Raw genomic sequence first — 25,077 nt, forward strand, 5'->3', positions numbered from 1 at the left:
AGGCGTCGGCAGGGTTTGCTTTTTGCCGCCAAATCTCTTATACAGCCCCACAAAACTTCAGACCCCGTCCCCGGGGTGACAGGAAACGAGTCATAGCATGGGCAAATCTCTGGTCATCGTGGAGTCTCCGGCCAAGGCCAAGACCATCAACAAATATTTGGGTAAGGACTACGTGGTGAAATCCAGCGTGGGCCATATCCGCGATCTGCCGACCGCCGGCAGCAGCTCGACCGAGCCGAAGAAGCCGGCTGTGCGCGGCGTCAAGCTCAGCGACGCCGAGAAGGCTGCCAAGGAGCGCCGCGCCCTGTTCAACCGCATGGGGATCAACCCCGAGCAGGAGTGGGCCGCCAACTATCAGATCCTGCCTGGCAAGGAGAAGGTGGTCTCCGAGCTGCAATCTCTGGCCGCCAAGGCCGATACCATCTATCTCGCAACCGACTTGGACAGAGAGGGGGAGGCCATCGCCTGGCATCTGCGCGAGGTGATCGGGGGAGACGATGACCGCTACAAGCGGGTGGTGTTCAACGAGATCACCCAGAGCGCCATTCAGGAAGCCTTCTCCCAGCCCTCCGATCTCAACATCGACCGGGTCAACGCCCAGCAGGCGCGTCGTTTCCTCGACCGGGTGGTGGGCTACATGGTCTCGCCGCTTCTGTGGAAGAAGCTGGCCCGTGGCCTCTCCGCCGGCCGCGTTCAGTCGGTCGCGGTGCGCCTCATCGTCGACAAGGAGCGTGAGATCAAGGCCTTCGTGCCGGTCGAGTTCTGGGATCTGCACGCGGATCTGCTGACCGGCAGCAAAGAGTCCCTGCGCATGGAGGTGCTCACCCACCTTGGCAAGGAGTTCAAGCCGGTCACCGAGGCCCAGACCCTGGCCGCCGTCGCCGCCATCCAGGGCGTGCCCTATGTGGTGCAGAGCCGCGAAGACAAGCCAACCGGCTCCAAACCCTCGGCCCCCTTCATCACCTCGACCCTGCAGCAGGCGGCCTCGACTCGCCTCGGCTTTGGGGTCAAGAAGACCATGATGATGGCCCAGCGTCTCTATGAGGCCGGTTACATCACCTACATGCGTACCGACTCGACCAACCTGAGCCAGGAGGCGGTGAGCGCGGTGCGTGACTTTATCGTCACCCGGTATGGTCAGCCCTATCTGCCGGCCGAGCCGAACCTCTACGGCTCCAAGGCCGGAGCCCAGGAGGCGCACGAGGCGATCCGTCCCTCCGATGTGACCGTCAGCGCCAGCGATCTGGAGGGGATGGAAGCGGACGCTCACAAGCTCTACGACCTCATCTGGCGTCAGTTTGTGGCCTGTCAGATGACCCCGGCCCAGTACGATGCCACCACCCTGACCGTGCGTGCCGGTGACTACGAGCTCAAGGCGCGTGGCCGCACCCTGCGCTTTGCCGGTTGGACCAAGGCCCTGCCCCCCATGGGGCGCAAGGGCGAAGACATCCAGTTGCCGGCGGTGGAGCCGGGCGAGGTGCTCGAGCTGGTCAAGCTCGACCCGCGCCAGCACTTCACCAAGCCCCCTGCCCGTTTCACCGAAGCGGCCCTGGTGCGCGAGCTGGAAAAACGTGGCATCGGCCGTCCCTCCACTTACGCCTCCATCATCTCCACCATCCAGGACAGAGGTTATGTGCGGGTCGAGAATCGCCGCTTCTTCGCCGAAAAGATGGGGGAGATCGTCACCGATCGCCTGGTCGAGAACTTCGCCGAGCTGATGAACTACGAGTTCACCGCCCGCATGGAGGGTCAACTCGACGAGATAGCCCAGGGTGACAGCGAGTGGAAGGCGGTGCTCGACAGCTTCTATCGGGAGTTCACCGAGGAGCTGGGCCGCGCCGAACAGCCGAGCGACGAGGGGGGCATGCGTGCCAACCAGATGGTGCTGACCGACATCAGCTGCCCTGACTGCAGCCGTCCCATGGGCATTCGTACTGCCACCACCGGGGTCTTCCTCGGCTGCTCCGGCTATGCCTTGGCCCCCAAGGAGCGCTGCAAGAAGACCATCAACCTGGTGAGCGCCGACGAGTTTGTCTCCACCGGTGAAGAGGAAGAGGCCGAGACCAACGCCCTGCGCGCCATGCACCGCTGCAAGATATGCGGCACCGCCATGGACTCTTACATCATCGATGAGAGCCGCAAGCTGCACGTCTGTGGTAACAACCCGGACTGCGAAGGCTACGAGGTGGAGAAGGGGCAGTTCAAGCTCAAGGGCTACGAAGGGCCCTCCATCGAGTGCGATCGCTGCGGATCCGAGATGCAGCTGAAAAACGGCCGCTTCGGCAAGTACATGGGCTGCACCAACGAGAGCTGTAAGAATACCCGCAAGATCCTCAAAAGCGGCGAAATTGCGCCGCCGAAGGAAGATCCGGTGGCGCTGCCCGAGCTCAAATGCAGCCAGTCTGATGCCCACTTCGTGCTCCGTGACGGGGCTGCCGGCCTGTTCCTGGCCGCCAGCAGCTTCCCGAAATCCCGTGAGACCCGGGCACCGCTGGTGGAAGAGCTCAAGCGCTTCCGTGACCGCATCTCGCCCAAGCACTACTACCTGGCCGATGCCCCGGCCTATGACACCGACGGCAACCCGGCCATCGTTCGCTTCAGTCGCAAGACCAAGGAGCAGTATGTGATGACCGAGGTCAACGGCAAGGCGACCGGCTGGACCGCCCACCATGACGGCGGGCGCTGGGTCGAGAGCCTGCCTAAAGGCAAATAGTGCAAGCAGATGTTGAACTGTGCAGAGGCTCCCAGAAGGAGCCTCTTTTTTTCCCTATACTGAACCGGCGAACCAGGAGGGTTCGGGTAGTAGAAGGAGTAGAGGATATGGATATTCGTGAGGTGCGACCCGGCATGTATTGCCAGACCCGGGAAGGGTCTGCCTGGGTTCTGGAGGTCGACAGGCAGAATCGCCTGGTGCTGCTTCAGCGTGAGGATGAGACCACGCCGGTACAGGTCTGTGTCGACGACATTCTCGATTCGGGGGAGTAACCCCGCGCTCTTTGATTCACAAAAAAGCCGCCCTCGGGGCGGCTTTCTCGTCTTTGGGGATCAGGCGGCCTCTTGCAGCGCTACCTCGCCCTCTTCTTGCAATACCCCCTCGCTCTTGGAGACCACACTGGCGGCAATGGCGTTGCCCAGCACGTTGGTGGCCGAGCGCCCCATGTCGAGGAAGTGGTCGATACCGAGCAGCAACAGGATCCCCGCCTCGGGGATCTGGAACTGGTTGAGGGTCGCGGCGATCACCACCAGGGAGGCGCGCGGAACCCCGGCCATCCCCTTGGAGGTGACCATCAGCAGCAGCAGCATGGTGATCTGTTGACCCCAGGAGAGCTCGATGCCGTAGGCCTGGGCGATGAACATGACGGCGAAGGTGCAGTACATCATGGAGCCGTCCAGGTTGAAGGAGTAGCCCATGGGGAGCACGAAGCTGGCGATGCGCTTGGAGCAGCCAAACTCTTCCAGGCGCTGCAGGGTCTTGGGATAGGCGGACTCGGAGCTGGCGGTGGAGAAGGCGAGCAGTATGGGCTCGCGGATCATGCGCAGCAGCACCGTGATGCGGCGGCCGAGGAAGAGGGCGCCGAGCCCGATCAGGAGCAGCCAGAGGCTTCCCAGAGAGAGATAAAACTGGCTCATGAAAGTGCCATAAGTGGTCAGGATGCCGAGCCCCTCCCTGGCGACCATGGCCGAGATGGCGGCAAAGACGGCGAAGGGGGCAAAGTTCATCACATACCCGGTCACCTTGAGCATGATGTCGGCGGCGCTGGACATGACCATCACCACGGGCTTGGCATGATCGCCGATGGCGGCCGCGGCCAGGCCGAAGAAGAGGGAGAAGACCACGATCTGCAGGATCTCGTTGGTGGCCATGGCCTCCACCACGCTCTTGGGAATGGCGTGGGTGATAAAGTCCTTGAGCGAGATGGAGCCGGCACTGATGCCGCTGGTGGCGGTGCCGTCGGGCAGTGCCAGATTGAGACCCACGCCGGGGCTCAGCAGGTGCACCATCACCAGACCCAGGGTCAGGGAGAGCAGGGAGGCCATCATAAACCAGCCCAGGGTCTTGATGCCGACACGACCCACGGTGCGGGAGTCGCCCATCTTGGCGATACCGACGGTGAGGGTGGTGAAAACCAGGGGGGCGATGATCATCTTGATGAGCCGCAGGAAGATATCGGTCAGCAGTGTGATGTTGGCGGCGAAGGTGGCGGCCTGAACCGGATCAAGCCAGCGCACTCCTTGCCCGGCCACTATGCCAAGCAACATAGAGATGATGATGGCGACCGTCAGCTTGTTCATTTTCATGTGAATGCTCCATTTACAGCGTTCCGTCGGGGGTCTCTCGCCTCCGTACGGGTCCATCCGGCCGGTGCCGGAAAGCAGCAGAATGCACAATCTCAGGGGGCAAATCCAGCGACTTCCAGCGGGAATATTCAAGCGCAGGGAGAAGGAAAACGGGGTGTTTTCACCTTGCTGCCAGATGGTGTCAGGTCGGTGTTTTGGCTGTGACAGCCGGGTAGCCGGCCGGTAAAAACAGGCTCTCGCGCGTGGCCGAGGTCACATTTCGGCGGTAACAAAAAAGCCCCGAACGGGGCTTTATAGAAATTAATCACGACCGGTTCACAGCGCCAGGAAGCCCAGGATCAGAATGGGGCCGAGTAGGCTCAGTATGAAGCCGGATACGATGGCGACCGGCACCACGCCGACCCCCCCGCTGCGCTGGATCACCGGCAGGGTAAAGTCGAGGGCGGTGGCGCCACCGTAGCCGATGGCGGCCGAGGGATGACGGCGCATCAGCAGCGGAATGATGAGGATGGCGATGAGCTCGCGGCCGAGATCGTTCAAAAAGGCGGCCGAGCCCATCACGGGGCCCAGCTTGTCCGCCACCAGAATGCCAGAGAGGGAGTACCAGCCAAAACTCGAGGCCATGGCCAGGGCGTGAGTGGCGGGCAGCGAGAGCACCAGCGCGGCGATCAGGGCGCCGAGCCAGCTGCTGAGCATGACGCCGATGGCGATGGTCATGCCCCAACGGTTGAGAAGGATCTGGCGCAGACGCATGCCCGAGTTGCGCATCTGGATGCCGATGAGCAGCAGGAGGAGCATCAGGGCCCACTCGCTGAACTTCTCGATGGGAAAGGAGGAGAGATCGACGATCAGGCCGAAGGCAAAGCCCGCCAGCACCACCAGCCCCAGTTGCAGCGACTCCCACATCATGTGCAGCTTGTTTGGCGCGCTCTGGAGCGCCTCCATCAGAGGGAGGGTACGCTGACGATCCAGCCACCAGAGCAGCGCCAGATTGCAGAGGGTCAGAGAGGCGAGCATGACGCCCGATATCTTGAGGATCTGCGCCATGCTGCCCCCAAGGTCATCGATTCCCGCCAGACTCATCCCCATCAATCCCAGGATCAGGTAGACCATCTTGCCCAGTGCGCCGTTGATCCCCGAGAGCAGGGTGCGGGAGTGAAGGGGGATGAGATAGCCAATGAAGAGTGGCAGCAGGATCAAGAGGGCATTGAGCAGCATGAGCGGTCCGTCACACAAAAAGGGGTAAAACAGTGAGTCAGCTCATTATCCTGCCTGTCAGCCCTGTTGTGCGCAAATAAAATTGGCATATGAGGCCGTTGCCGTGAGGTTAAACGCGTAACGCCATTCTTATGGTACAGGGAAAGGTATCGTATGACCCTGATTTCTATGGATTCACTTCGTTGATGCGTGTGATTGTCTATTCAATGGCGAATGCCGCCTGCTTTTACGTGACAAGCTCATTTTTTTTCATATAAATAGTGGGGCTGGTGGCGTGGATCGGCATTTCTGTCGCCTCTTGCTGTAGTGTTATTATGCATTAAAATCGATTTTTATTCTGCGTTTGACCGATTTATGCCCATAATGCCAGCAGGATCTCGGGGGAGATGTTGTATTTTTATCGCCCCGATGTTACTTTCGCAGCAAGAGCTCAAAGGTTACGAAATTGTAAACTTGGAGCGACATAAGAAGGCCAATGATGGCCGCCCAGGGACAGACTACAAGGTTGTAAGGGATGAGCGACGTCGCTGCATTGGAAGTCCGAGATCTACACAAATATTTTGGTTCCCACGAGGTGCTCAAGGGCATCGATCTGACGGCCAGCAAGGGGGATGTTATCTCGCTCGTCGGCTCTTCAGGCTCGGGGAAATCCACCTTCTTGCGCTGCATCAACCTGCTGGAGACCCCCTCTTCCGGCACCGTGGCTCTGCATGGGGAGTTGATCCGCATGAAGAGCAGCCGCAGCGGCGAGCGTATTCCGGAAGACATGCGCCAGGTCGAGCGCATCCGTAGCCGCCTTGCCATGGTGTTCCAGAGCTTCAACCTCTGGTCCCATATGACCATCATGCAAAATATCATCGAGGTACCCATCCAGGTGCTCAAGGTGCCCCGTGCCGAGGCTATCGCCAAGGCCGAGCACCTGCTCAACCGGGTGGGGCTGTGGGAGCGGCGTGACTACTACCCGGGTCACCTCTCCGGCGGTCAGCAACAGCGTGCGGCCATCGCCCGCGCCCTGGCGGTTGACCCCGAGGTGATGCTGTTTGACGAGCCCACCTCGGCCCTCGATCCCGAGCTGGTGGGTGAGGTACTCGGCGTCATGCGCGAGCTGGCCGAAGAGGGGCGCACCATGCTGGTGGTGACCCACGAGATGGCCTTTGCCCGCGATGTCTCCAACAAGGTGATGTTCCTGCATCAGGGACGGGTGGAGGAGCAGGGGGATCCCAAGGAGATCTTTGCCCATCCCAAGTCCGAGCGGTTCAAGCAGTTCATATCTTCCATCTATTGATGGATCGGTTTTGCGTATCAAGGAGAGAGCGAAATGATGAAGAAGATGATAGTGGCTGCGGCCATCATGGCTGCCATGGGCTCCACCGGCGTCATGGCCAAGGAGTGGAAAGAGGTGCGGATCGGGGTCGAGGGTGCCTATCCCCCCTTCTCATGGACCGAGCCGAGCGGCGAGGTAAAGGGCTTTGACATCGACATCGCCAACGCCCTGTGCGAAGAGATGAAGGTCAAGTGTACCCTGGTCAAGCAGGATTGGGACGGGATCATCCCGGCACTGCTGTCGCGCAAGTTCGACGCCATCATCGCCACCATGGACATCACCGAAGAGCGCAAGAAGAAGGTCGACTTCACCCAGAAGTACCAGCACATTCCGGCTCGCTTCGCCGCCAAGAAGGGCAGTGAACTGACCCTGGACAAGGCCTTCATGAGTGGCAAGACGGTTGCCGTGCAGCGTGCCACCTCCATGGATACCTATATCACCGACAACTTCCCCGAGGCGACCATCAAGCGTTACGGCACCGCCGACGAGGCCTATCTCGACCTCAAATCCGGCCGGGTTGACTATGTGCTGGCTGACTCTGCGGCCATCACCGATGGCCTGTTCAAGAAAGACGGGGGCGATGCCTACGAGTTCATCGGGCCCAAGCTGACCGATCCCAAGTGGTTTGGTGAAGGGGCCGGCATCGCGGTGCGCAAGGCTGACAAGGATCTGAAAGAGAAGTTCAACCAGGCCATCCTGGCCCTGCGTGCCAACGGCAAGTACAAGGCCATCAACGACAAGTACTTCGACTTCGACGTGTACGGCGAATAAGCGAACGTCTGCGGCGCACGCGCCGATTCATCCGCTGTGTTCGGGCCCGCAGTGCGGGCCCGAAATCGATGGAGCGAACCATGCTGGATTTGAAAGGATATGAAACCTCCCTGATGGAAGGGGCGGGCGTGACTTTGCAGGTGGCGCTGGCCTCCCTGCTGCTGGCTGTCTTCCTCGGCATGCTGGGAGCCCTGGCCAAGCTCTCCCCCTATCGCTGGGCACGGGGTGTGGCCGATCTCTACACCACCCTCATTCGCGGCATCCCCGATCTGGTGCTGATGATGCTGCTCTTCTTCGGTGGCCAGGTGTTTATCAACAACCTGCTGACCTGGATCAACGAGAGCTACAACGCCTGGCTGCTCAAGGGGGATCCCAATCAGGAGTGGGTCTCTCTGGTGCCCGATTACATCGACATCAGCCCGTTTGCCGCCGGGGTAGCCACTATCGGCTTCATCTTCGGTGCCTACATGGCCGAGACCTTCCGCGGTGCCATCATGGCGGTGGACAAGGGGGAGCTCGAGGCGGCCCGCGCTTTTGGCATGCGCCCGCTCCAGGTATTTGTGCGCATCCTGTTTCCCCAGATGATGCGTCACGCTCTGCCGGGGTTTGGCAACAACTGGCTGGTGCTGCTCAAGACCACGGCCCTGGTCTCCATCATCGGCCTCGACGACATGGTGCGAAAGGCCTCCCTGGCCGCCGGCTCGACCCAGCTCCCCTTCACCTTCTACATGGCGGTGGCGCTCATCTTCCTGGTGTTCACTGCGGTCTCCACCTCGGCGCTCAAGTGGGCCGAGCGTCACTACGCCATTAAAACGAGGTAAGCCATGGATTTTTCGATCATTCTCGATGAGTGGCCCACCTATTGGCAGGGTCTTTATACTACAGTGCTGCTGGTGCTCGGCTCCCTCTTGCTGGGGCTGATGCTGGCGGTGCCCATGGGGGTGTTGCGCACCCACCGCAACTGGCTGATCCGCTTCCCCATCTGGGCCTTTATCTACTTCTTTCGTGGCACCCCTCTGTTGGTGCAGCTCTTTATCATCTATTACGGTGCCGCCCAGTGGGAGTGGCTGAAAAACAGCGCGGCCTGGAGTCTCTTCTCCCAGGCCTGGTTCTGCGCCCTGCTGGCGTTTACCCTCAACACCGGCGCCTACACGGCCGAGATAGTGCGCGGGGCCGTGAGCAACATGCCCAAAGGGCAGATCGAGGCGGCGCTGGCCTTTGGCATGAGCCGCTGGCAGACCCTCACCCGGGTCATCCTGCCCAACTCGTTTCGCCGGGCACTGCCCGCTTACAGCAACGAGGTGATCTTCATGCTGCAGGGCTCGGCGGTGGCGGGCATCATTACCATCGTCGATCTCACCGGCGCGGCGCGCATCGTCAACTCCCGCTACTACAGTCCGTTCGAGGCCTTTATCACGGCGGGGCTGCTCTATATGGCGCTCACCTTCGTCATCGTCTGGCTGTTCAAACGACTGGAGACCCGCTGGCATGCGCATTTAAAACCACGCACCGTCTGAGACAAACGCCCCGTGAGGGGCGTTTTTTATGACGTCAGCGCCCCAGATAGACCCGATCGTGGAAGCTGTGTACCCAGTGGGGGCGATAGACGGCGAGCAGGGTCATGGTCATGCCATTGAGCAGGGCTTCGGGGAAGAGCAGCAGGGGCCAGATGGAGAGGTAGTTCTCCTCGATGGTGTACCAGGGATAGGCGCCGCTCAAGCCGGCCCAGAGGGCGGTGCCCAACACCTTGACCGAGATGGTGACGGCGCCGCCCAGGAAAGCGGCCACGAAGAGATAGACGAAGAGGTGGCGCGGCAGCCAGGCCCAGCTCGCCAGAAACAGGAGCTGACTCACCAGCACGGGCAGCACCACTCCGAGCAGCAGTTCGCTGCCGAGCAGGGTGGGGCTGTCGACCCCGAAACCGGTGAGGGCGAGCAGGGTGAGGGTGCCGGCCAGCAGGGCGAGACGCCAGCCGAGCAGCAGGGTCAGGGCGGTGAGGCCGAGAAAGTGAATGGAGAGCCCCTGATGGAGGCCGGCGCGCAGCAGCCAGAGCGGGAGCAGGGCCAGGGAGGCACCCAGCAGCAGGCGCTGATAGAGGGGGGTGGCCAGCAACTGTTGCCAGAGTGCACGCTGCTGGGCCATGGCAATCAGGGCCAGGGCGACGAGCAGGGCGGTGAGTTCTCCATCACTCATGGGGGATCCTGCCTGGAAGAAGGGGGCATCCACCCCCCTTGAGTATCAATATTTGACGTTGTCGTGGTACTTGCCGAGGATGGCCTGGATGCGATCCATGGTCTCCTTCTTGGGCGGATGGATCTCGGTGAGCTCATAGGGATCGCCGAGCACGTCCCACTTGTGTTTGCCGAGCTCGTGGTAGGGCAGCAGCTCCACCTTCTCGACACACTCCCCGAGGGATTGAATAAACTGGCCGAGGCCTTCGGCACTCTCGTCGTCATCGCTCCAGGTGGGCACCACCACGTAGCGGATCCACATCTTCTTCCCCTTGGCGGCCAGGTGGCGGGCGAACTCCAGGGTGTAGCGGTTGCTCACGTGAGTCAGGGGGATGTGTTTCTGATCGTTGATCTGCTTGATGTCGAGCAGCACCAGATCGGTGACATCGAGCACGGCTTCGAGCTGCTCGTCATAGTTGCGGACAAAGCCGTTGGTATCGAGACAGGTGTGAATGCCCTCGGCCTTGCAGGCGGCGAAGAGCTCGGCCACGAAGGCCTGCTGCAGCATGGCCTCGCCGCCCGAGGCGGTCACGCCGCCGCCGGAGGCGTTGATGAAGTGGCGGTAGCTGGTGATGTCTTTCATCAGCTCGGGCACGGTGACCTCGCGGCCGCCGTCAGTGTCCCAGGTGTCGCGGTTGTGGCAGTACTTGCAGCGCATCAGGCAGCCCTGCATAAAAACGATGAAACGGATACCGGGTCCGTCGACAGTACCGCAGGTCTCCACAGAGTGGATCCGACCAATCACAGACATATTGCGCTCCAGATAGGCTTTTGAGGTGGCATTCTATGTCAAAAGCGCTCGCCGATCACCCCGCCGGGTAGCCAAGAAACTCCTCGAGGGCGCGCACCGGCAGGGGGCGGCAGCGCAGGTAGCCCTGGAAATGGTGGCAACCCAGCTCCCCGAGCACGGCCAACTGCGCCTCTTCCTCGACCCCCTCGGCGATCACGGTGAAGCGAAACACCCGGGAGAGTTCGATGATGGCGCGCACTATGGCCCTGTCCTGCTCGCTGTGGGTCAGGGTCTGGATAAAGGAGCGATCGAGCTTGACCTCGTCGGCGGGCAGATCCCGCAGATAGGCCAGCGACGAGTAGCCGGTGCCGAAGTCGTCGATGGAGATGAGCACGCCCAGCTCCTTGAGTCGGCACATGCGGGCTATGGTCTCCTGGCGGTTCTCCAGCACCACGGATTCGGTGATCTCCAGCATCAGACGCGAGGGGGGGATGCCGGTGTCGCGCAGCACATACTCCACCTGTTGCAGGAAGCTGGGGTTGTGGAACTGGCGGGCGCTCACGTTGACCGAGAGCTGGGGCATGCTGATCCCCTGACTCAGCCAGTGCCCATATTGGGCGCAGGCACTCTTGAGGACCCAAAAGCCGATGTCCTCGATAAGACCACTCTCCTCGGCCACCGGGATAAACTCGCCAGGGGGGACCATGGTGCCATCTTGCCGCTGCCAGCGGACCAGGGCCTCGACACCGCTGATGGTGCCCCGATCGACCCGGAACTGGGGCTGGAAGTGAAGCTGGAACTCGCTGCTGCGCAGGGCGTCACGCAACTGGTTGTGCAGGGCCAGGCGGTGGCGTTCCTGATCCGCCATCTCCGGGGTGAAGAAGGCAAACTGGCCGCGTCCGGCCCGCTTGGCCATGTGGGCCGCCGTGTCGGACTGTTGCATGATGACCAGGTGATCCTGCTCATCGGGGCCATAGAGGGCCACGCCGATGGAGACGCTGCAGTGGAGCTTGTCATCGCCGATGTTAAAGGGCTGGCGAAAGCGCCCCTGCACCTCGCGGGCGAAGTGCTCGGCGAGGATCTTGGCGGTTACCTGACCCTGCCCCAGGGCGCTGAAGAGCAGCAGGAATTCGTCCCCCGAGCTGCGGGCAATCATCAGGTTCTCCTGGGGCAGGGTGGCGAGACGCTCGACCACGGCCCGCAGCAGCTCATCGCCCCGTTGTTGTCCCAGGGAGTCATTGATTGACTTGAAGCTGTCGAGATCCATGTGCAGCAGGGCGCCCCACTGACCGTGTTGGGACAAAACGGCCTGCTGCAGGGCGAGCAGCAGGCTGCGGCGATTGTGCAGACCGGTGAGATCGTCGAAGTAGGCGAGCCGCTCGATGCGTTGCTTGGTGACCAGCTCCTCGGTGATATCGTCGAAGCTGCCCACATAGTGGGTCAACATCCCCTCCTCATTGAAGACGCCGCTGACACGCAGTCGCACCGGGAAGAGGCGTCCGTCACGGTTGAGGCACTGCTCCTCCCCCTCCCAGAACCCGTGACCGGTCACCGCATCGCGCAGACGCTGGGCGAGGTCATCCCCATAGTAGGAGGGGCGCAGGCGGGTGACGTGTTGCCCCACTATCTCATCGACCTCCATGCCGGTGATGCGGGTAAAGGCACGGTTGACCCTGAGGATCTGCCCCTTGGGATCGCACACCAGCAGGGCCTCGCGCGTCTCGAAAGAGACCTCGGCCAGTCGCAGCGCCTCTTCGGTGGCGAGCCGGCGCAGCTCGATGGCGGTGCGGGGGGCCCACTCGCTCAGCGTATCCATCAGGGGCAGCGGGTCGGCCAGGGGCTCGGCCAGCAGCAGGGTGATCTGCCCCATGGGGCGCTGGCCCGGCAGTTGCAGCGGAATGCCGAGATAGGCGCGAGCCCCGCTCTGGAGCAACTTGTGGGCGGCCGGGTAGCGGCCGGGAAGATCGTCTACATAGAGGGCCTGGCCACACGCCTGCACATCTTGCGCGGGGCCCGGATCGAGGCGGGCTGGCGCCCACTGCTGCGGCTCACCGCCCATCTGTGCATAGCGGGTGACGATCCACAGCTCGCTGCCCCGTTGTTGATATTCACCGACCCAGCCCCCCATCAGGGGATGATGCTGCTGACACCACTCGATCAGAGTGCGGCAGTAGTCGAGCCCGGTATGCAAGGCCAGGGGAGGGGCGGCGAGGGACTCTGCGCTGGCCGGGGCCGGCTCGTCGGGACGCCAGTGGCCAAGTTGCTGGGCACTGTAGCGGGCCAGTTGGAGCAGCTCTTCGCCGATGGGCATGGGGGTGAGGTATTCGAGGCTCACCATGCCAAGCAGCCGCTCTCCCTCCTTGAGGGCCGCATCGAGGCGGGAGACCACTCCGTGTCCACCGAGATAGGCATGTTGGGCCAGCATGGGCTGGTGGGCACACTCGGAGAAGCTTAACGAGCCGCGGCTGCGCAGGGCCCTGAGGTATCGGCTCTCCCCCTTGAAGGGAAAGAGGGCCCCCTTGACACCCAGCTGATAGATGGGGGTCAATAGGTCGCCTTCACCGAAGTGCCACAGGATCAGGCGGTCGGCCTGGCATCCCTCGCGCAGGGTGGTCAGCATCCGGGCGTATTGATGGCGGCTGGCCAGTTGGCCCAGGCGTGGCAACAGCAAGGAGAGATCCGGTTGCTCCTGCAATCCGGTGACATGCAGGCAGATGAGCCAGAAGTTGCCCTGCTCGGGGGAGAGGGCGATTTGCCACTCCCGTCCCAGCGCCTTGATCTTGAGCTCTCCCCCCCGACCCGTGGCCAGTTGCGCCTCGATGGGCTCTCTTAAGGGATCGGGTAGCTGGCCGGGCCAGGCTTCTCTGGGCTCATCGAGCCAGTGGAGCGGTGTCTGCATCACATCGGTCAGGGCGACCATGCGCCGGGAGTGGGTATCGAGGCGAAAGAAGAGGGGCATGGGGCGAGAGCCCGCCGGCAGTGTGAGGGCGGTGGACGACATGAGCCGGTTAACATCCTGTATGCAGACTTGAGCCGCAAGAATACTCCAAACCGTTACAAAACAAAATTTCATTGAACTCTAAATTAGAAAAGTCTAATTTATTGGCCAATGCCATTAAATGGAGGTGTTTCATGACCCGTATTCTGATTGTCGGCGGTGTCGCCGGTGGGGCTTCGGCTGCGGCCCGTGCCCGTCGCATGGATGAGCATGCCGAGATTATCCTGCTTGAGCGCGGCGAGTTTATCAGCTTTGCCAACTGCGGCCTGCCTTATCACATCGGCGGCGACATTCCCTCCCGCGATGCCCTGCTGCTGCAGACCCCCCAGAGCTTCAAGCGCCGCTTCAACGTCGAGGTGCGGGTCTTTAGCGAGGTGCTCTCCATCGACCGCGCCACCCGCACCGTGCGGGTGCGCGATCTGCAGCGCGGCGAGGAGTACGAGGAGCGCTACGACAAGCTGCTGCTGAGCCCGGGCGCCGCACCCATTCGGCCGCCTTTGCCGGGCATCGACGCCCCCGGGGTCTATACCCTGCGCAACATCCCCGATATGGACCGCATCCTGGCGGCGCTGGCCCACGACCAGCCGCGCCACGTGACCGTGGTGGGCGGCGGCTTTATCGGCCTCGAGATGATGGAGGCGCTGCACCAGCGCAACCTGCCGGTAACCCTGTTGGAGCTCTCGGATCAGGTGATGGCGCCGGTCGACCGGGAGATGGCCGCCATGCTGCACGCCCGCATCCGAGAGGCGGGGGTGGACCTGCGCCTTCGCACCGGCCTCAGTGCCATCGAGAGTCTGGCGCGCAGTAGCGACCCCACCGCCGAGGTGGCCGCCGCTGAGCGCCACGGCCTGCGCCTGCATCTGGGTGATGGCACCACCCTGGACACAGGGATCCTGATCCTCGCCATCGGCGTCAAGCCCGAGACCCTGCTCGCCGCCCAGGCCGGGCTGGAGCTGGGGCCGCGGGGCGGCATCAAGGTGGATGCCGCCATGCGCACCTCGGATCCCCACATCTTCGCGGTGGGGGATGCGGTGGAGGAGACCGATTTTGTCACCGGCGAGTCGGTGCTGATCCCGCTGGCGGGGCCGGCCAACCGTCAGGGACGCATCGCCGCCGACAACATGCTGGGGCGCGCGGAGCAGTACAAGAAGACCCAGGGCACCGCCATCTGCAAGCTGTTCGATCTGGCGGTGGCGAGCACCGGCCTCAATGAGAAGCGCCTCAGGCAGCTCGGCATGGCTTATGAGAAGGTCTATGTCCACCCGGGCAGTCACGCCGGCTACTACCCCGGTGCCCACCCGGTCAGCCTCAAGCTCCTGTTTGCCCCCGACGGGCGCATCCTGGGCGCCCAGGCGGTGGGCAAGGATGGTATCGACAAGCGCATCGACGTGCTGGCGGTGGCCCAGCGCGCCGGCATGACGGTGTTCGATCTGCAGGACCTCGAGCTCACCTACGCGCCGCCATTTGGCTCGGCCAAGGACGTCATCAACATGGCGGGGTTCGTGGCGAGCAATCACCTCAAGGGGGACTCGCCCCTGTGCCACGTGAGCGACGTGCAGGCCCTGCGCGCCGATCAGCTGGTGCTGGATGTGCGCAACTCCGGCGAGCTCGACAGGCTCGGTCGCATCCCGGGGGCCCTCAACATCCCCCTCGACGAGCTGCGTGGCCGGCTGGGCGAACTGCCTCGCGGCAAGGAGATCATCGTCAGCTGCCAGGTGGGCCTGCGCGGCCATGTGGCGAGCAGAATGCTTCGCCAGCACGGCTTTGCGGTGAAAAACCTCTCGGGCGGCTTCAAGACCTGGCAGATGGCTACCTCAGACTGAGTGATGGGTCAGTTCAAACGCCAGTGACCAGGCCCGCCACGCGGGCCTGGTCACTTTCGGCTTGGCGCTGACCTCTGGTCACCACTGAGGGATTGGCCGGGGGGCGCCGCAGGCATATGCTAGTGCCATTCCAGCCCTGATGGATTTTCCCCATGCGCACCTCCTGCATCCCGTTTCGAACCCTGCTGCTCACCACCTTGCTGGCCCTGGGTCTGTCCGCTTGCAAGCCCGCCGGCGAGGCCCCGCCCCCGTCGAGTGAGGCGCGCACCCCGGCCGCCATCAGTCAGGCCGTTGCCCGCACCTGGCGTGATGCTCCGGCCCTGGCCCTGGTATTTGATGCCCCGCTCGAGGCGCGCAGCAGCTGGCGTGAGTGGTTGTTGGTGGAAGAGGCCGGCAAGCAGGTGGCCGGTGACTGGGTGCTCGGCGAGGAGGGCCGCACCCTCTATTTCACCGCAGTACAGCCCGATCGCACCTATGAGGTGAGCCTCAAAACGGGGCTGGGCCCCCAGGCCGGGCGCTGGAGCCTCACGACCCGTCCCCTGCAGGCGGGGGCCACGTTTGCCTCGAGCGGCATGGTGCTGCCCCTGCGCTCGTCACTGCGTCTGCCCATCAGCGCCGTGAATGTGAGCGAGGTGAACATCGACTTCTGGCGCATCGATCCGGCCTGGCTGCCGACCTTTCTGGCCCGCTACCGGCCGGGAAGCGGCATGGGGAACTGGGATCTGGAGCAGGTCTCCTCCCACGCAACCCGGGTCTACTCCGGGCGCTATGGCCTCGAGCTCGACCCCAACCGGCGCGAGACCCGCCTCATCGACATCGGCGACAAGTCCCTCAGCGCCGCCGGCGTCTATTTTGCCGTCATGAGTCCCATCGGGGACTACGGCTGGCGCAAGGAGACCACCTACTTTGCGGTCAGCGACATGGGGCTTGCCGCCCGCCGTTATCAGGACCGTCTCGAGGTGTTCGTGAGCTCCCTTGCCAGCGGCGAGGCCGATGTCGGGGTTCAGCTCTCGCTGCTCGACGAGAAGGGCAATCGCCTGCAGGTCAAGAAGAGTGACGAGCTGGGCCACGCCAGCTTCGTCGATCCCACCGGGGCCCGGGTGTTGCTGGCCGAACAGGGCCCCCACCTGGCGGCCCTGCGTCTCGATGGCATGGCCCTCGATCTCTCCAGCTTCGATCTGGGCGAGCGCCCCTGGCAGCCCCAGCGGCTCTATCTGTTTGCCGGGCGCGATCTCTACCGCCCCGGGGAGCGCATCGACAGCCAGATCCTGCTGCGCGGGCAGGACGGCGAGCTGCTGCCGGCCATGGCGGTGGATCTGGAGCTGCGCCAGTCCGATGGCCAGCTGGTCGAGCAGACCCGGCTGCTGCCTGATGAGCTCGGCAGTGCCCACTACGGGGTGCGTCTGCCGGATGACGCGGCCCTCGGCCGCTGGACCCTCGTCCTCAAGAGCAGCGGCGGTGCCCGCTTCGAGTGGCCGTTCCAGGTGGAGGAGTTTCTGCCCGAGCGCCTTGCCCTGCGCCTTGGCAGCGGTGAGGACAAGCAAGTGATGGGGCCGGCCGAGGCGCTCACCTTGCCCCTCAAGGGGGATTACCTCTACGGCGCCCCGGCCGCCCGCACCCAGGCCAGGGCCGAGGTGACCCTGGTGCGCGCCACCATGCCGTTTGAGCGCTGGAAGGGATTCTCCCTTGGCGATGTGCTGCGAGATAAGGAGCGGGTGACGCCGAACCCGATCACCCTCGATGAGGAGGGGCGGGGAAGCGTGAGCCTTGCCGATCGGCTGGAGGGACTTTCCGGCAAGGGGCCGCTCGAGGCGACCTATCTGGTGAGCCTGGCCGAGCCGGGCGGGCGCGCCGTCAACCGCCGCCTGACCCAGTTTGGCTGGGCGCCGGGTGAACGCTGGCCGGCGCTGCGCCTGGGCTTTGACCCTGAAAACAGTGAAGGGGGCCGGGCCCAGCCCTTCGAGATCCTCGATCTGGATCAGACCGGCGCCCCCCAGGCGGGTGAGGTGACGGTGCGGCTGGTCAACGAGTACCGCGATTACTACTGGCAGTTCAGCGAAGACGAGGGGTGGAAGTACGAGTTCACCAGCCAGCCCTACGTGGAGCAAGAGCAGCGCCTGACCCTGGATGGCAAGGGGCCGACGCCGCTGCAACTGGTGCTGCAACCGGGCTGGTATCGCCTCGAGGTGGAAAACGCCCAGGGCCACGTCAGCCGGGTGCGTTTCGCCCTTGGCAACTGGAGCTGGGGCGGTGGCGGCGAGCAGGCGCGCCCGGACAAGATAGCCCTGACCCTCGACAAGCCGAGCTACCGCGCCGGCGACACGGCCCGGGTCAAGGTGGTGGCGCCGCGCCCGGGCAAGGGGCTCTTGCTGGTGGAAGACAGCGAGGGGCTGCGCTGGTGGCAGCGCATCGATCTGCCCAAGGGGGAGGGGGAGTTTTCCATCCCGGTGAGCGAGCAGTGGCGGCGCCACGACCTGCACATCTCGGCTCAGGTGGTGGCCCCCGACGGGCGGCAGAAGCCCGGTGAGACCCTGCGCTCGGTCGGTCTGGCACCGCTCCCCCTGGATCGCAGCGAGCGCCGCTGGTCCCTCACCCTGACCGCCCCCGAGCGGGCCGAGCCGGAAAAGCCGCTCACCGTGACCCTCAAGGCCCAACCCGGCGAGCGGGGCAAGGTGGTGCTGGCGGCGGTCGATCGGGGCGTGCTCACCATCGATGACTATCAGCCGGCCAGTGCCTTTGATGCCCTCTTCGGTCGGCTGCGCTTCGGTCAGGACTTGTTTGATAACTACGGCGCCATCATACCGCCGCTCGAGGGCAAGCTGGCGCGCCTGCGCTTTGGCGGTGATGCACCCAGGCTCAAGAAGGGCGGGGCCCTGGAGAGCCGGGTCGAGATCCTGGCCATGTGGAGCGGTGAGCTCGCCTTCGATGACAGAGGCGAGGCGACGGTGACCCTCAACCTGCCCCGCTTCAACGGCGAGCTGGCCCTGATGGCGCTCGGCTGGAACCAGGCGCAGGTGGGTCAGGCCGATGGGGCGGTCAAGGTGGTGGCGCCACTGGTGGCCGAGATCGGCTGGCCGCGCTTTGCCGCCACCGGCGACGGGAGCCGCGCCCTGGTGCAGCTGCGTAACATGAGCGGGCGCGATCAGAGCCTGACCCTCGACTGGCAGTGGCAGGGGGGCATAGGGCCCACCGGGCCGGCCCCGACGCGCCTCTCCCTCAAGCAGGGTGAGGAGCAGTGGCTGACGCTCCCCTTCACCGTGACCGGCCAAAGCGGTGTCGCCGCCTTGACACTCAAGGCCGAGGGGCAGGGGTTGTCGCTCCGTCGCAGTTGGTCGCTGCCCCTGCGCTCCCCCTGGCCGGCCGAGCAGCGCCGGGCGGTGGCGGTGCTCGGCCCTGGCAAGCCGTGGCAGCCCGATGCCGCTCTGGTGGCGGGAATGCTGCCCGATAACCTGCAGGGGAGCCTGTCGCTCTCGGGCACCCCCCCCTGGGAGCCCAAGGCGCAGTGGCAGGCCCTCGCCGATTACCCTTATGCCTGCCTCGAGCAGACCCTGTCGCGGGCCTGGCCCTATGCCTTCACCAGCGCGGAGCAGCGCCGCGACTGGTCACGGCCATTGCCGGCCGGGCACAAGCCGCCGGACGAGGAGGCCCTGCAAGGGGCGCTGACCCAGCGATTGCAACGGTTGCAGCTGCCAAGCGGCGGCTTTGGCCTGTGGAATGCACGCTCTTCCGAGGAGCCCTGGCTCACCGCCTACGCCGCCGACTACCTGCTAAGCCGCAAGGAGGCGGGGCAGACGGTGTCGGATCCCATGTTGCAGGCGGCGCTCAAGCGCCTCGAGCAGTACCTGGGCGATGGCGGCCTCTACACCGGCTACAGCGAGGCCCCCGAGCACGCCCGTCTGGCCTACCAGGCCTACAGCGCCTGGGTGCTGTCGCGCCTTGGCCGTGCGCCGCTCTCGACCCTGCGCCTGATGTGGGAGCAGCAGGCGGGCCAGGCGCGCTCCGGCCTGCCCCTGCTGCACCTCTCCCTGGCCCTCGGCCGGATGGGAGACAGTGCCCGCGCCGGGGAGGCGCTCACCAGGGCGCTGGCCACCGAGCGCGAGGAGGCCTATCTGGGGGACTACGGCTCGCCCCTGCGCGATGACGCCGCCATGCTGGCGCTGGTGCGCGCCGAGCTGCCCGACTCTGCCCCCATCGCCGAGCGCCTCACGCTGCGGGTGATGGACGCGCTGGCCCATCGCAACTGGCTCAGCACCCAGGAGCAGCTGGCCCTGCTGCGCCTCGGCGCCGCCGAGCCGGGAGCCCCCTGGGCGGCGAGTCTGGATGGCCGGGCGGTAAGCGGTGAGCATACTCGCCTGCTCGATGCCACGACCCCGCCTCGCCTCATCGAGAACCGGGGGGTGGGCAACCTCTACGCCGCCCTGACCGTGAGCGGCTACCCCGAGGCCGCCCCCGGCCCCCTCTCGGCCGGCATGAAGGTGACCCGCAGCTGGTTTGACGCCGCCGGCCAACGCCTCGATCCCGCCACCATCACGGTGGGGGATCTGGTGGTGGTGCGCTTGCAGGTCGAGGCGAGCCAGGAGATTCCTGATGCCTTGCTGGTGGAGATGCTGCCGGCGGGCTTCGAGTTGGAGAACCCGGCCCTCGGGCAGGGAGTCAAGCTCGAGGATCTCACCCTCGAGGGGCAACCGGCCTGGCAGTGGGAGTGGGACGACTACGTGAAACACCAGGAGTACCGGGACGATCGCTACAGCGCGGCCCTGACCCTCTCGCCGGGGGGCAGCCGCCAGCTCATCTACCTGATGCGGGCGGTCACCCCGGGCGAGTACGCCGTGCCCCTGACCCAGGTCGAGGACATGGTGCGCCCCGAGCTGCGCGCCCGTGGCGGTGAGGGGATCACCCGTACCCGCATCGTCCAGGCCCAATGAGAGAGTGGCTCGCTCTGGCTCAGGGGGCGTTTCGCGCCCTGAGCCGGCCACTGCGCAGGGGGGGTGCACGCCTGCCCATCTGGGGTCGGCGTCTGCTGCTTGTCGGCGTGGGGGCGATACTCCTGTTGGCGACGGCCGACCGACTCTTCCCGCCGCCGCCCCTTGAGCCCGCGTTTGCCCGGGTGGTGCTCGACAAGGAGGGGCGCCCCCTGCGCGCCTTCGCCGACACCGGGGGCGTGTGGCGCTACCCGGTGACCCTGGGACAGGTGTCGCCCCGCTATCTGGAGGCGCTGATCGAGTACGAGGATCGCTACTTCTGGGTGCACCCGGGCGTCAACCCGGTCGCCATGGCCAGGGCGGTGGGCCAGTGGCTGCGCTACGGGCGGCCGATCTCCGGGGGCTCCACCCTCACCATGCAGGTGGCCAGGCTGCTCGAGCCCTACGATCGCTCCATTCCCGGCAAGATGCGCCAGATGCTGCGGGCCCTGCAGCTCGAGTGGCGCTACGACAAGCGCACCCTGTTCGGCGTCTACCTCAACCGCGCCCCCTTCGGTGGCAACCTCGAGGGGGTGCAGGCGGCGAGCTTTGCCTATCTGGGCAAGAGCGCGTCGCGTCTTACCCACGCCGAGGCGGCCCTGCTGGCGGTGTTGCCCCAGGCGCCGAGCCGCTACCGCCCCGACCGCCACCCCGAGCAGGCGCAAGGGGCGCGGGACAAGGTGATCGCCCGGCTGGTGGCGCGCGGTATCTGGCCGGCCCGGGTGCTGGCCGAGGCGCCCATGGAGCCGGTGCTGGCGCGAGGGCGCTTCACCCCCATGGAGGCGCCCCTGTTTGCCCGCCGGGCGGCGAGCCAGAGCGACGGGGCCCTGGTGCACACCCTGATCGACGGGGATCTGCAGCGCTTTTCCGAGCAGCGCATCGCCAACTGGATCAAGCGCTTTCCCGCCCGTACCTCGGCGGCCCTGCTGCTGGTGGAGAACGACACCATGGCGGTGCGCGCCTACGTGGGCAGCGCCGAGTACGGGGATCCGGCGCGCCACGGCTACCTCGACATGGTGCAGGCGGTGCGCTCGCCGGGCTCGACCCTCAAGCCGTTCATCTACGGCCTGGCCCTCGACGAGGGGCTGATCCATTCGGGTTCGTTGCTGACCGATGCGCCGCGCCTCGGGCAGGCCTATCGCCCCGGCAACTTCACCGGCGCCTTCGAAGGGCCGGTCTCGGTGCAAGAGGCCCTGCAGCGCTCCCTCAACGTGCCGGCGGTACAGGTGCTCGAAGCCCTGGGGCCGGCACTCTTTGTCAATCGCCTCGATAACGCAGGGGTTCGTATGGCTCTTGGTGATGCTCCCAACCCCGCCATCGCCCTCGGGGCTGCGGGGCTGCGGCTCGAGCAGTTGGTGAGCCTCTACGGCGCCCTGGCACGGGAGGGGCAGGTGAGCCCTCTGCGTTGGCAGCCGGAGCAGCCGCTGACCGCGCGCCCCCTGCTCTCGAAGGGGGCGGCCTGGGTCGTCTGGCGCATGCTGGCCGATCAGGGGCGTGCGGATCTCCCGTTTGCCGCCAACGCCACCGGACGCGGCAACCTGCTCGCCTGGAAGACCGGCACCAGCTATGGCTACCGGGACAGTTGGGCCATCGGGGTGTCACCGCGCTGGACGCTCGGGGTCTGGATCGGGCGCCCGGACGGCACGCCGCTGCCGGGGTACTTTGGCCAGAGTGCGGCGGTACCGCTGTTGCTCTCGGTTTACTCGCGGCTGCAAGAGCGCGGGGCGCCGCTGCCCCAGCCCAACGCCGTGAGTGAGGCGACCGTCTGCTGGCCCCTCGGACGTACCCTGGCCCACACCCCGGAAGGGGCATGCCAGCGGCGCCTCGATGCCTGGTTGCTGGAGGGGCGCGATCCGCCGACCTTAAGCGATCCCCTCGACTGGCAGGGGCCCCTGCGCCGGGTCGCCTACACCGCCGATGGGCGCCTGACCCGTCCCGGCTGTGCCGGGGCAATGCGCACCGAACGCAGAGCCCTCTGGCCGCTGGCGCTGGAGCCCTGGCTGCCGGCCGCCCGGCGGCGTGGCCAACTGCTGCCGGGGGGCTGCGGTGGGGAACGGGTAGAGAGCCCCCTTCGCATCCTCACCCTGGCCGAGGGTAACCGCATCCGAAGCCAGCGCTTCGTGCTCGCGCCCCAGGCCCTCGGTGGGGTGGGGCGCCCCTTCTGGTATCTCAACGGCGCGCCTCTCAGACAGAGCGAGGTCCTCACTCGCCCCGGCCGCTACCAGCTGCTGGTGGTGGACGAGGCGGGCAACAGCGATCGACTGGAGTTTTTACTCGAGCATCCTGGCTAAAACGACTAGACCCGGGGGGACGGCTCGTGCTCTGTCAGGGTGAGCAGGGTCATGGCCAGCGCCCCCAGGGCGATCAGGGCCATGCCCGCATAGGTGGTGGAGAATCCCGTGGTCAGTTCCGCCGGGGTGAAGTGGGAGAGGGGGCCGGCTGGCAGCCTCAGATGGAGAAGCGCCGAGCCGATGGCCACCCCCAGAGCACCGCCGAGCTCTCGGCCAAAACCGAGCAGGGAGAGGCCAATCCCCCGCTCGGTGGCTGCAAGGCAGTGATACGCCGCCACAGAGAGGACGGGGAGCGTGAGCCCCAGTCCCACTCCGGCGACACTGAGCCCCAGGCCTGTCCTGCCTCCGCTGTGAAGCAGCCATAGCCCCACGGCGGCGAGGGTGAAGCCGCCGATCACATATCCCTTGTAGTGAGGGTGGTGGCTGATGAGGCGCCCGCCCGCAAAGGCGCCGGCCGTGATGCAGATGAGGAAGATGGCCAACACCCGGCCGCTGGCATCGGCGCCGAGCCCCTCGACCCATTGCAGTTGCAGGGGCAGATAGACCAGCAGGGAAAAGATCAGCAACTGGGCGATCAGGATGAGTAGCAGGCTGACCAGATAGTCGCGCCGCTGCGTCAGCCTGGCAGGCACTATGGGGTCCTGAGCACACCGTTCGACGCGCACCAGCAGGGCGAGTGTGCCTGACAGGGCAAGGGTCAGCCAGAGAGCGGGAAGATGGCGCTCGGGGCTGAGCAGCAGCAGGGTGAGGGTGGTGGCCGTGATGAGCAGGGCCCCCCCCTTCCAGTCGAAGCAACTGGGGCGGCGCACGTTGAGATGACCCAGGTGCCGGTTGACCAGCCAGAGGGCCAACGCGCCGAGGGGAAGGTTGATCCAGAAGATGGCGCGCCAGCTCAGATGCTCGGCACAATAGCCCCCCAGCAGGGGGCCGGCGATGCTCGATACCGCATAGACTGCCGAGATATAGGCCTGATAACGACCCTGCTCTCGTGGGGGTATGGTGTCGGCGATGAGGGTGAAGGCGAGGGCGATGAGGCCGCCGCCGCCTAGCCCTTGCAGCACCCGCGCCGCCAGCAACTGGGGCAGATTTTGAGCCAGGGCACAGACCAGTGAGCCGGTCATAAACAGTACCAGGGCCAGGTTGAGCAGGCGAACCCGACCAAACTGATCGCTGAGTTTACCGTAGAGGGGGAGGGCCGCGGTGGCCGCCAGCAGGTAGCTGCTGACGATCCAGGTGAGGCCCTGACCGGCCATCATCTCCCGCCCTATGATGGGCAGGGGGGTGGTGATGATGCTTTTCTCCAGCGAGCCCAGCATGATGACCAGGGTTACGCTGGCAAAGAGACGCCGGGGCGACATGGGCTCTCCTGAGTCGGATGGTGCTCCTTTGAGGATATCACCACCTCGCCGGATCAGGCTCTGTGCTGGCGCAGATTCCCGAGCAGGGTGAAGCCGTGGCGACTCTTCTGGTGGTGGAAGTGACTCTTCTTGATGGGTTGGAAGGTGAGGGCGTCAAGGGACGCCTCCCCCGCTCCCGAGTAGCCCTTGATGGCGTGGATCATCGGCATGGCGGGAAGGCGGGTACTGACCGACAGACACAGGGGGACGCTGAGCGCATCCGGCCCCATCACACTACTCAGGGTCTGATGGGCGCAGAGAAAGTGTCTGAGCGTGGCCATGTCGGCATAGCCAGAGTCGAGCATGAGGAGCAGGGATCCCAATGCCCGGTGGAACTCACCCAGCGCGCTGCGAAACCCGTGGCGGGTGCGCAGGGCGAGCAGCTCGTCCAGGGGCTGGGTGGCGAGATCCCGCGGCACCGGCAGGGCGATTTCAAGCAAGAAGCAGTCCTGCCCGCCCCGGTTGTGGTAGCGCGACTCCATCAGGTGCAGCAATCGGTCCAGATAGTCGTGCTCGGTGATGAGAATGCCCTCATTGGCCAGTGCCCACTCCCGTGCCAGGCGCATGGAGAGCAGGTTGGCCAGGCGGCGGGCCATCAGGATGCCACCGTCGGTTTCGCTGGCAAAACCGGCCTGCACGCAGAAACCGTGCAAGGCGCCGAGGCCGGCCTGGTGGGGGCAGAAGCAGTCGTGATTGCGGCGCTCGCGCCAACGGGTGATGAGCTCACGGTTGCCAAACACCTTGTGGCGGACGAAATCGGGGGCCAGCAGCGCCTCGAGCTGAGCCATGACGGCCGGGGTGATCCGCTCGAAGAAGGCGGCCTCGGGGGAGGGGGCGAGCAGATCGGAGTGGGCCTCGACCCGGGTCAGCACCCCTCGCAGGTCACTCTTCTCACTCACGGTAAAGACGAAGGAGAGTCGCTCCAGCCAGAGCAGGGCGAATTTCAACCAGAGCTCGTCCCGAACTTCCATGCCCGGGTAGTAGATAAAGGTCTTCATGACGGTTACCGGAATATGCGCGCGAGGGGGGCACTA

At 65.0% G+C, this 25,077-nt stretch carries 16 protein-coding genes; 9 read left to right on the forward strand and 7 right to left on the reverse strand.

Annotation, left to right across the window (positions count from 1 at the left end):
• The first annotated feature begins 97 nt into the window (after window positions 1-97).
• Both topA and AB5Y48_RS14650 read left to right on the forward strand, forming a co-directional pair.
• Window positions 98-2,713: a type I DNA topoisomerase gene (topA, locus tag AB5Y48_RS14645; RefSeq protein WP_368164923.1), complete on the forward strand. Its 2,616-nt coding sequence runs from the start codon at window positions 98-100 to the stop codon at window positions 2,711-2,713.
• Between the two features lie 107 nt (window positions 2,714-2,820).
• Window positions 2,821-2,985, forward strand: coding sequence for a hypothetical protein (locus AB5Y48_RS14650; RefSeq protein ID WP_168929871.1), 165 nt, complete (start codon window positions 2,821-2,823; stop codon window positions 2,983-2,985).
• A gap of 60 nt (window positions 2,986-3,045) precedes the next feature.
• Here AB5Y48_RS14650 and AB5Y48_RS14655 read toward each other — a convergent pair whose 3' ends face one another.
• Window positions 3,046-4,299, reverse strand: coding sequence for a dicarboxylate/amino acid:cation symporter (locus tag AB5Y48_RS14655; protein WP_368164925.1), 1,254 nt, complete (start codon window positions 4,297-4,299; stop codon window positions 3,046-3,048).
• 315 nt (window positions 4,300-4,614) lie between these two features.
• Entirely contained in the window at window positions 4,615-5,517 is a 903-nt protein-coding gene (locus tag AB5Y48_RS14660; protein ID WP_050665135.1) for a lysine exporter LysO family protein, read from the reverse strand.
• 514 nt (window positions 5,518-6,031) lie between these two features.
• Here AB5Y48_RS14660 and AB5Y48_RS14665 point away from each other — a divergent pair.
• From AB5Y48_RS14665 to AB5Y48_RS14680, 4 genes are all read left to right on the forward strand, one after another.
• Entirely contained in the window at window positions 6,032-6,802 is a 771-nt protein-coding gene (locus tag AB5Y48_RS14665) for an ABC transporter ATP-binding protein (RefSeq protein ID WP_050665134.1), read from the forward strand.
• Between the two features lie 36 nt (window positions 6,803-6,838).
• The gene (locus AB5Y48_RS14670; RefSeq protein ID WP_058628287.1) at window positions 6,839-7,612 is read left to right on the forward strand and encodes an ABC transporter substrate-binding protein; all 774 of its coding nucleotides are present in this window, start codon (window positions 6,839-6,841) and stop codon (window positions 7,610-7,612) included.
• Between the two features lie 80 nt (window positions 7,613-7,692).
• The gene (locus AB5Y48_RS14675; RefSeq protein WP_058628276.1) at window positions 7,693-8,433 is read left to right on the forward strand and encodes an ABC transporter permease; all 741 of its coding nucleotides are present in this window, start codon (window positions 7,693-7,695) and stop codon (window positions 8,431-8,433) included.
• Between the two features lie 3 nt (window positions 8,434-8,436).
• Window positions 8,437-9,129 carry an ABC transporter permease gene (locus tag AB5Y48_RS14680; protein ID WP_058628277.1) on the forward strand — a complete coding sequence of 231 codons (693 nt, stop codon included), beginning with the start codon at window positions 8,437-8,439 and terminating at the stop codon, window positions 9,127-9,129.
• A 34-nt stretch (window positions 9,130-9,163) separates the two neighbouring features.
• On the opposite strand, the gene AB5Y48_RS14685 is transcribed toward AB5Y48_RS14680, so the two are convergent.
• Genes AB5Y48_RS14685 through AB5Y48_RS14695 form a run of 3 tightly spaced genes read right to left on the reverse strand, consistent with a single transcriptional unit; the run spans window position 9,164 to window position 13,574 of the window.
• On the reverse strand, window positions 9,164-9,805 hold the full coding sequence (locus tag AB5Y48_RS14685; protein ID WP_368164928.1) for an energy-coupling factor ABC transporter permease: 642 nt from the start codon (window positions 9,803-9,805) through the stop codon (window positions 9,164-9,166).
• Between the two features lie 45 nt (window positions 9,806-9,850).
• Window positions 9,851-10,594: a pyruvate formate lyase 1-activating protein gene (gene pflA / locus AB5Y48_RS14690; RefSeq protein ID WP_058628279.1), complete on the reverse strand. Its 744-nt coding sequence runs from the start codon at window positions 10,592-10,594 to the stop codon at window positions 9,851-9,853.
• Window positions 10,595-10,649: 55 nt separating this feature from the next.
• A complete protein-coding gene (locus tag AB5Y48_RS14695; RefSeq protein WP_224159736.1) occupies window positions 10,650-13,574 on the reverse strand; it encodes an EAL domain-containing protein in 2,925 nt (974 codons plus the stop codon).
• 131 nt (window positions 13,575-13,705) lie between these two features.
• On the opposite strand from AB5Y48_RS14695, the gene AB5Y48_RS14700 reads away from it, so the two are divergent.
• From AB5Y48_RS14700 to pbpC, 3 genes are all read left to right on the forward strand, one after another.
• Complete coding sequence (locus AB5Y48_RS14700) at window positions 13,706-15,394, forward strand: FAD-dependent oxidoreductase (RefSeq protein WP_058628281.1); 1,689 nt, start codon at window positions 13,706-13,708, stop codon at window positions 15,392-15,394.
• Window positions 15,395-15,546: 152 nt separating this feature from the next.
• Window positions 15,547-20,319 carry an alpha-2-macroglobulin gene (locus AB5Y48_RS14705; protein ID WP_368164930.1) on the forward strand — a complete coding sequence of 1,591 codons (4,773 nt, stop codon included), beginning with the start codon at window positions 15,547-15,549 and terminating at the stop codon, window positions 20,317-20,319.
• A complete protein-coding gene (pbpC, locus tag AB5Y48_RS14710) occupies window positions 20,316-22,646 on the forward strand; it encodes a penicillin-binding protein 1C (protein WP_368164931.1) in 2,331 nt (776 codons plus the stop codon). The genes AB5Y48_RS14705 and pbpC overlap by 4 nt, the downstream gene beginning before the upstream one ends.
• Window positions 22,647-22,651: 5 nt before the next feature.
• On the opposite strand, the gene AB5Y48_RS14715 is transcribed toward pbpC, so the two are convergent.
• On the reverse strand, window positions 22,652-24,004 hold the full coding sequence (locus AB5Y48_RS14715; protein ID WP_368164932.1) for an MFS transporter: 1,353 nt from the start codon (window positions 24,002-24,004) through the stop codon (window positions 22,652-22,654).
• Between the two features lie 53 nt (window positions 24,005-24,057).
• Window positions 24,058-25,041, reverse strand: a complete 984-nt coding sequence (locus AB5Y48_RS14720; RefSeq protein WP_368164933.1) for a hypothetical protein — start codon at window positions 25,039-25,041, stop codon at window positions 24,058-24,060.
• Window positions 25,042-25,077 lie beyond the last annotated feature (36 nt).

Origin of the sequence: Aeromonas sp. R6-2, assembly GCF_040908155.1 — a bacterium.
Lineage (GTDB): Bacteria > Pseudomonadota > Gammaproteobacteria > Enterobacterales > Aeromonadaceae > Aeromonas > Aeromonas schubertii.

What these genes read in the sequence shown, in the direction of transcription:
- AB5Y48_RS14680 (WP_058628277.1), top strand. Translation starts at nt 8,437, where the DNA reads ATGGATTTTTCGATCATTCTCGATGAGTGGCCCACCTATTGGCAGGGT.
- AB5Y48_RS14700 (WP_058628281.1), top strand. Translation starts at nt 13,706, where the DNA reads ATGACCCGTATTCTGATTGTCGGCGGTGTCGCCGGTGGGGCTTCGGCT.
- AB5Y48_RS14715 (WP_368164932.1), bottom strand. Translation starts at nt 24,004, where the DNA reads ATGTCGCCCCGGCGTCTCTTTGCCAGCGTAACCCTGGTCATCATGCTG.
- AB5Y48_RS14705 (WP_368164930.1), top strand. Translation starts at nt 15,547, where the DNA reads ATGCGCACCTCCTGCATCCCGTTTCGAACCCTGCTGCTCACCACCTTG.
- AB5Y48_RS14675 (WP_058628276.1), top strand. Translation starts at nt 7,693, where the DNA reads ATGCTGGATTTGAAAGGATATGAAACCTCCCTGATGGAAGGGGCGGGC.
- AB5Y48_RS14655 (WP_368164925.1), bottom strand. Translation starts at nt 4,299, where the DNA reads ATGAAAATGAACAAGCTGACGGTCGCCATCATCATCTCTATGTTGCTT.
- AB5Y48_RS14650 (WP_168929871.1), top strand. Translation starts at nt 2,821, where the DNA reads ATGGATATTCGTGAGGTGCGACCCGGCATGTATTGCCAGACCCGGGAA.
- AB5Y48_RS14695 (WP_224159736.1), bottom strand. Translation starts at nt 13,574, where the DNA reads ATGTCGTCCACCGCCCTCACACTGCCGGCGGGCTCTCGCCCCATGCCC.
- AB5Y48_RS14685 (WP_368164928.1), bottom strand. Translation starts at nt 9,805, where the DNA reads ATGAGTGATGGAGAACTCACCGCCCTGCTCGTCGCCCTGGCCCTGATT.
- pflA (WP_058628279.1), bottom strand. Translation starts at nt 10,594, where the DNA reads ATGTCTGTGATTGGTCGGATCCACTCTGTGGAGACCTGCGGTACTGTC.
- AB5Y48_RS14665 (WP_050665134.1), top strand. Translation starts at nt 6,032, where the DNA reads ATGAGCGACGTCGCTGCATTGGAAGTCCGAGATCTACACAAATATTTT.
- topA (WP_368164923.1), top strand. Translation starts at nt 98, where the DNA reads ATGGGCAAATCTCTGGTCATCGTGGAGTCTCCGGCCAAGGCCAAGACC.
- pbpC (WP_368164931.1), top strand. Translation starts at nt 20,316, where the DNA reads ATGAGAGAGTGGCTCGCTCTGGCTCAGGGGGCGTTTCGCGCCCTGAGC.
- AB5Y48_RS14660 (WP_050665135.1), bottom strand. Translation starts at nt 5,517, where the DNA reads ATGCTGCTCAATGCCCTCTTGATCCTGCTGCCACTCTTCATTGGCTAT.
- AB5Y48_RS14720 (WP_368164933.1), bottom strand. Translation starts at nt 25,041, where the DNA reads ATGAAGACCTTTATCTACTACCCGGGCATGGAAGTTCGGGACGAGCTC.
- AB5Y48_RS14670 (WP_058628287.1), top strand. Translation starts at nt 6,839, where the DNA reads ATGAAGAAGATGATAGTGGCTGCGGCCATCATGGCTGCCATGGGCTCC.